Origin of the sequence: Rubritalea sp., from assembly GCF_039830215.1 — a bacterium.
GTDB lineage: Bacteria > Verrucomicrobiota > Verrucomicrobiia > Verrucomicrobiales > Akkermansiaceae > Rubritalea.
In genome coordinates, this window is sequence record NZ_JBDOPO010000298.1 from 1 (window position 1) to 5,726 (window position 5,726).

A 5,726-nucleotide genomic window follows, 5' to 3' on the forward strand; every position below is an offset into this window, starting at 1 on the left:
CACACGAGGACAAGCTCCTCAAGATCGCAACTGAAGCCATTTCAGAAATCGACGGCATCAAATTCTATGGCACAGCCGCAAATAAAGCATCCGTCCTGTCCTTCGGTATCGAAGGAGTACACCACTCTGACCTCGGCACGCTGATGGATCAAATGGGAGTCGGCATCCGCACCGGCCATCATTGTTGCCAGCCTCTCATGCAGCGCTTCGGTATCACCGGAACCACCCGCGCCTCCTTCGCCATCTACAACACCGAGCAAGAAGTAGAGGCCCTCATCAGCGCCGTCAACAAAGCATCCCTGATGCTGCGCTAGCGCTTCGCAATTAAAAATTAAAAATTAAAAATTAAAAGAGAGGTAGGAAGAATTACTCTAGAAACCTAAAAGATATTCCCTATTTCTTGCATTTCAGACTTCCTAATTCCCAATTCCTAATAACTAATTAGCCCCATGCTTCATCCGTCAGCCATCATTTCAGAATCTGCCACCATTGGTAACGACGTTACCATTGGCCCTTTTTGCGTGATTGGCGAGAATGTCACCATCGGTGACCGCTGTGAACTTAAGTCACACGTCGTGATCGACGGCACCACCGTGATAGGTGAAGACAACATCTTCTACCCATTCTCAGCCATCGGCCAGCAGACCCAGGACCTTAAATACGTTGGCGAGCCCACTCATCTCAAGATAGGCAACCGCAACACCTTCCGAGAAAACACCACGATTCACCGATCCACCGTCGAAGAAACCCCCACCACTATCGGTGATGACAACAACTTCCTAGCCTACTCACACGTCGCCCACGACTGCATCATTGGCAACCATTGCATCTTTTCCAACAACGCCACCATCGGAGGCCATGTCGAAGTCGAGGACTACGTCATCATCTCGGGACTCTCAGGCGTCCATCAATTCTGCCGACTCGGCGCACACTCGCTGATAGGCGGTTGTACTAAAGTCGTGCAAGACGTGCCCCCCTTCACCATCGTCGATGGTGCCCCCGCGGCTGTCCGCTCGATCAACCAAGTCGGACTCCAGCGCCGTGGCTTCACCGATCAGGACATAGCCTACCTGCGACGCGCCTATAAGCGAATCTTCCTCAAGAAGAATACCAACCTCGCTGTCTCCCTAGCCGAACTAAAAATCGCCGACAGCGCCACCAACAAGCACGTCCAACACCTCATCAAGTTCCTCGACTCAGCTGAACGCGGTGTCATTCGCTAGGCTTTACTTGAAGACCTCCTCGAAGCGTTTGTATTCAACTGCCATATCAAAGTTCTCTGGATATTCCATTTTACGCTCCAGCTGATCTGGAGTCTTGCCTTTGAAGTCTTGATAGATCACCAGATGTGACACACCCTTCTCCCCCATAGCTTTCAAAATTTTCTTTGCTCGCTGATTTGAAATAATTAGAATCAAAGCAAACTACCACTCGAGGTCTAGCTTTGTAAAATTCAGCTCCAACCATATAAATCTGCAATCTTGCTTCAAGCTTATCCATAAAAGTAATGCACTCCTTATCGTTCGTCCAAAGACCCTTTTCCGTAATGTGACAAATGAGAGAAGATGAGCTTCCTCACTTACCCCTACACCTTCCTCTTGGGGCGTCGCTTGCATGGATTGCGACTTCGGAGTGGAGGAATTCTGCAGCTTCTGCTGAGCCTTTCACCTTTATCGCACTACGCTCTAACATCTCACTTTCAAACTCAGTCAACACAGCCGCCCTTAGGCCTAGATCTCGCCACTGACTGTAGGGACCACAGTTTTTGGAGATTCCACGCGCCAAGGCCAAAGCATCTAACAACGCCTGATTCGCACCCTGCCCTTTGAACGGGCTCATCGGGTGAGCGGCGTCTCCAATCAAGGTCACTTGAGAACCTTTCTCTAGTAACTCTGAAACTAATAGATCTCGGTCATAGGCAGGGTAGCCAGAGACCAGCGCCTCCTCTGTGGCAGCTAAAATCTGTGGGATTGGATCGTGCCAATCACACCTGCGACACGCTTCAGCCTTGAGCGCTTGAGCTCCACGGGCACTCAGGTCTTTCGCTTCATCCTCAGGTATAGGGTAGCTGAGTTGCCACATCACCGAGTCGGTAGAATAGGGCATCATGTACATCCGCTCATTGCCATTGGCGGTTTGGAATACTGTGGCCGAATCTAGCAGAGGACTTTCAAAGCCCCCGAGGTTTTTCAAAGGGCAAATCCCTAAAATCACGATACAGCCGAGGTACCGCAAGGGAGAAATTTCCTCACCTATTAGCTGCTTGCGTACGGTGCTACGGATTCCATCCGCGCCCACTACCAGCCCAGCCTTGGCCCTCTTTATTTCTCCAGCCACCTCGAAGCATAAATCGATTTCACCATCGTCCCCCTGCTTAAAATCTATCAATTGGTGACCCCACTGCACCGCATCACCACCACCGAGTTGCTCTAGCAGAGCTGCGCGCAGAGATTGCCGCGCGATGTGGATATTGGTGCGTTTCGGCTTCACCTTTGTGTCATCTCTCCCCCATTTTCTGATCCCCCACTCGCCGACGACTTTACCATCGGTCGTATGGACCACGTGTCGTGTAGAAACCAATCCCCCTTTCAACTCAACAACCCCCAAGCCCTGAATCGCCTTGCTCGCCTGCTGGAGGGTCAGACCATACCCTTGAGAGCGGGCTGCGAAGCCTTCATCACGTTCATAAATAGTAAAGGGAATGCCACGATGTAAACAGGCTACAGCAAGCGCAATCCCGCCAATTCCGCCGCCAACAATCGCCACATGTGGTTGGTTTTCAGCATCTACCACCGGATAGCTATCCGCCAAAACTAATCCGGATCCTTGGCAAGCCAAACACGCATCGAGATGGCCCTTCGGTCGTACTGGAGCTGGGCCTTCGTTATCGCATTTTTCAAACGCATCGAGCTCTCTCTGGTAGTGGAGCCGCACTTTCTTAGATAGCCTCCTACTTTTTCTTCCTCGCCCTTGGCACGCCAGACACATCGTCCAGCAACCTTCCTCTATTTTCACATCATCCACCTACGCCTTGTCTATCACCTCTGAACTCCAGCGTCGAGATGCTACTTGCCCAAATTCCTAGCTCAGCACTACTCTCGCAACATGAAGTTAGAAGAAATCAAAGAAGCTATCCGCTCGCTTCCTGCCGAGCAACGTAGTGAGCTAGGGATCTTTCTCACACATCTAGACCTAGTAGATGATAGCAACTACTTTGAAACTCTACGTAGCCGGATGAATGACCAGTTAGAACAATCCTGGAGAGACCTCGACGAACTTTAAATGATGCAAGGACTTCCAAAAATCATGTTACACAGCAAAGCTGCCGCCCAGTTACCACCCACTGGGCAACGCCGTGACATGCTGCTCAAACGCCTGCGCCAAATCCAAGTCACCCCCGAACATGGAGGAGACTTCCAGTGGTCAGAGTTCTCCGCTGCCAGCCCGATACAAGTCTCCGTCATTGTCGGCTACGCCATCAGTTGGATTCCTCATGACGGCCACATCTCAATCCTAGACATCCGAGGCCAGTAAATCCAAACTCTTAAATCTTAAATCCCCCCCCTTTTTTCTTTATCCTTTCCCCATCCCACTCTAAATTCCCCCCACTATGAGCGATCTTTCAGACATCAACATCACAGTCACTACTAACAAGGGCGACATCGACATCACACTTTTCTCCGCTGACGCACCAGTCACATGCGCTAGCTTCCTTAACCTTGCTTCAGGTGGATTCTACGACGGCATCGTCTTCCACCGCGTCATCGACAACTTCATGATCCAAGGAGGCGATCCAACTGGCACAGGAATGGGTGGTCCAGGCTACAAGTTCGAGTGCGAGTGCAAGCCAGCAATCCGCAAGCACGACAAGGCTGGTATCCTCTCCATGGCGAATGCTGGACCTAACACAAATGGTTCCCAGTTCTTCATCACCCACAACGCGACTCCACACCTCGACGGCAACCACACAGTCTTCGGTGAAACAACTAAGGGTCAAGACGTGATCAACTCCATCGGTCAAGGCGACAAGATCGAAAGCATCAAGATCCACGGCGACACTGCAGCACTCTTCGCAGCACACGCTGACCGCATTGCGGACTGGAACGCAGCACTTAGCTAAGATTTAAAATCACTTACTTTTAAAGCCCTTCAGATACTCTGAAGGGCTTTTTTGTGATTTGGCTAAGTTTTTTTAGCAGAAAATTCTTGCCAAGCAGGAAATATTCCCTAGAAACCAGCCACACCAAACAACACCTGCTCGGGTGGCGGAATTGGTAGACGCGCTAGACTAAGGATCTAGTGGCCATTGCGGCCGTGGGGGTTCGATTCCCCCCTCGAGCACCATTTATAAAAAAGCCTCACATCTGTGAGGCTTTTTTGTGGCTCCGACCAGGGGCTAAATACGTTCTCGCTTAAGCCTAGGGAACAGCTCAGACTTCGAGAGTTTTCCACACAATGCCTATAATTCAATTCGACAATACTTACGCTCAGCTTCCTGAGTCCTTTTACTCGAAGCTGTCTCCAGCCCAAGTTCCTGCGCCGAAACTGGTACGCGTGAATTCTGATCTCGCAGCGAAACTTTCGATCGATGCCTACTGGCTCCAGTCTCCAGAGGGCCTCGCTATCTTCTCAGGCAATGCGACCGCTGAGGGCTCTGAACCACTAGCCCAAGCCTACGCCGGCCACCAATTTGGTGGATACAATCCGCAACTTGGTGATGGTCGCGCTATCCTGCTAGGTGAAGTGACCGGAACTGACTCTCGCCGATACGACATCCAACTCAAAGGCTCTGGCCGCACTCCCTACTCCCGTGGTGGTGACGGAAAGGCTGCACTGGGCCCAGTCATACGAGAATACATTTTAAGCGAAGCAATGGCCGCGCTTGGCGTCCCCACGACACGCGCCTTAGCCGCCGTCTCCACCGGAGAAACTGTCGTGCGCCAAGAGGGACCACTACCTGGCGCCGTGTTCACTCGAGTCGCCTCTAGTCATATTCGTGTGGGCACTTTCCAATACATTGCTGCCCGAAAAGATATTTCCGAGCTACGCGCTCTTGCCGACCACACGATCCAACGCCACTACCCGAGCGCTCTCGAATCTGAGACTCCGTACATAGAGTTTCTCAACCAGGTCATCACCGCACAGGCTGACCTCATCGCCCACTGGATGTCATTTGGGTTTATCCACGGAGTGATGAACACAGATAATACCGCCATCTCAGGGGAAACCATCGACTACGGCCCTTGCGCCTTCATGGACGACTTTCACCCTCAGTGTGTGTTCAGCTCGATCGATGCAAACGCCCGCTACAGCTGGGGGAATCAGCCCAACATAGCACTGTGGAATTTGACCCGCTTTGCTGAAACTCTACTCCCTTTACTAGCCGATGAAACCGAGCAAGCCACCACTATCGCTCAGACAGCTCTGGAGAGTTTCCAAGAATATTTCGCCACACTCTACATGCGTCACTTTAGAGCAAAATTTGGCTTACCGGATACCGCAGCCGATTCTCTGGTGCAGGATGGTCTTTCCCTCCTCGCCAACCAGCAAATCGACTTCACTCTTTTTTTCAGGAAATTAACCCAAGTTGCCAATGGGGCGACTAAAGGCGATTGGCTCTCTCTATTCACCAACCAAGCTGAAGCCTCCGATTGGTTCACAGGTTGGGAAACTGAGACAACTTCAGCCATGAAACTTGAAAAAATGCGCACGGTCAATCCAATACT

At 51.3% G+C, this 5,726-nt stretch carries 8 protein-coding genes and 1 tRNA gene; 7 read left to right on the forward strand and 2 right to left on the reverse strand.

What is annotated here, in order from left to right:
* Both ABGY95_RS09840 and lpxA read left to right on the forward strand, forming a co-directional pair.
* On the forward strand, window positions 1-314 hold a 314-nt coding region (locus ABGY95_RS09840), incomplete at its 5' end, for an aminotransferase class V-fold PLP-dependent enzyme (protein WP_347441508.1).
* A gap of 135 nt (window positions 315-449) precedes the next feature.
* The gene (gene lpxA / locus ABGY95_RS09845; RefSeq protein WP_347441509.1) at window positions 450-1,223 is read left to right on the forward strand and encodes an acyl-ACP--UDP-N-acetylglucosamine O-acyltransferase; all 774 of its coding nucleotides are present in this window, start codon (window positions 450-452) and stop codon (window positions 1,221-1,223) included.
* A 3-nt stretch (window positions 1,224-1,226) separates the two neighbouring features.
* On the opposite strand, the gene ABGY95_RS09850 is transcribed toward lpxA, so the two are convergent.
* Both ABGY95_RS09850 and ABGY95_RS09855 read right to left on the reverse strand, forming a co-directional pair.
* Window positions 1,227-1,370, reverse strand: coding sequence for a hypothetical protein (locus ABGY95_RS09850; RefSeq protein ID WP_347441510.1), 144 nt, complete (start codon window positions 1,368-1,370; stop codon window positions 1,227-1,229).
* A 205-nt stretch (window positions 1,371-1,575) separates the two neighbouring features.
* Window positions 1,576-2,988 carry an NAD(P)/FAD-dependent oxidoreductase gene (locus tag ABGY95_RS09855; RefSeq protein WP_347441515.1) on the reverse strand — a complete coding sequence of 471 codons (1,413 nt, stop codon included), beginning with the start codon at window positions 2,986-2,988 and terminating at the stop codon, window positions 1,576-1,578.
* Window positions 2,989-3,105: 117 nt separating this feature from the next.
* Between ABGY95_RS09855 and ABGY95_RS09860 the strand changes: the two genes are divergently transcribed.
* The 5 genes from ABGY95_RS09860 to ABGY95_RS09880 form a co-directional block, all read left to right on the forward strand.
* Window positions 3,106-3,282 carry a hypothetical protein gene (locus tag ABGY95_RS09860; protein WP_347441511.1) on the forward strand — a complete coding sequence of 59 codons (177 nt, stop codon included), beginning with the start codon at window positions 3,106-3,108 and terminating at the stop codon, window positions 3,280-3,282.
* Window positions 3,283-3,306: 24 nt separating this feature from the next.
* On the forward strand, window positions 3,307-3,534 hold the full coding sequence (locus ABGY95_RS09865; protein WP_347441512.1) for a hypothetical protein: 228 nt from the start codon (window positions 3,307-3,309) through the stop codon (window positions 3,532-3,534).
* A 76-nt stretch (window positions 3,535-3,610) separates the two neighbouring features.
* Window positions 3,611-4,120: a peptidylprolyl isomerase gene (locus ABGY95_RS09870; RefSeq protein WP_347441513.1), complete on the forward strand. Its 510-nt coding sequence runs from the start codon at window positions 3,611-3,613 to the stop codon at window positions 4,118-4,120.
* A gap of 136 nt (window positions 4,121-4,256) precedes the next feature.
* Window positions 4,257-4,344 (forward strand) — tRNA-Leu (locus tag ABGY95_RS09875).
* A 111-nt stretch (window positions 4,345-4,455) separates the two neighbouring features.
* A partial coding sequence (locus tag ABGY95_RS09880) for a protein adenylyltransferase SelO (RefSeq protein ID WP_347441514.1) occupies window positions 4,456-5,726 on the forward strand: 1,271 nt, incomplete at its 3' end.

Bases quoted from the DNA above. Each gene is read 5' to 3' on its own strand.
- lpxA (WP_347441509.1), top strand. From the start codon at position 450: ATGCTTCATCCGTCAGCCATCATTTCAGAATCTGCCACCATTGGTAAC.
- ABGY95_RS09850 (WP_347441510.1), bottom strand. From the start codon at position 1,370: ATGGGGGAGAAGGGTGTGTCACATCTGGTGATCTATCAAGACTTCAAA.
- ABGY95_RS09855 (WP_347441515.1), bottom strand. From the start codon at position 2,988: ATGTGTCTGGCGTGCCAAGGGCGAGGAAGAAAAAGTAGGAGGCTATCT.
- ABGY95_RS09860 (WP_347441511.1), top strand. From the start codon at position 3,106: ATGAAGTTAGAAGAAATCAAAGAAGCTATCCGCTCGCTTCCTGCCGAG.
- ABGY95_RS09865 (WP_347441512.1), top strand. From the start codon at position 3,307: ATGTTACACAGCAAAGCTGCCGCCCAGTTACCACCCACTGGGCAACGC.
- ABGY95_RS09870 (WP_347441513.1), top strand. From the start codon at position 3,611: ATGAGCGATCTTTCAGACATCAACATCACAGTCACTACTAACAAGGGC.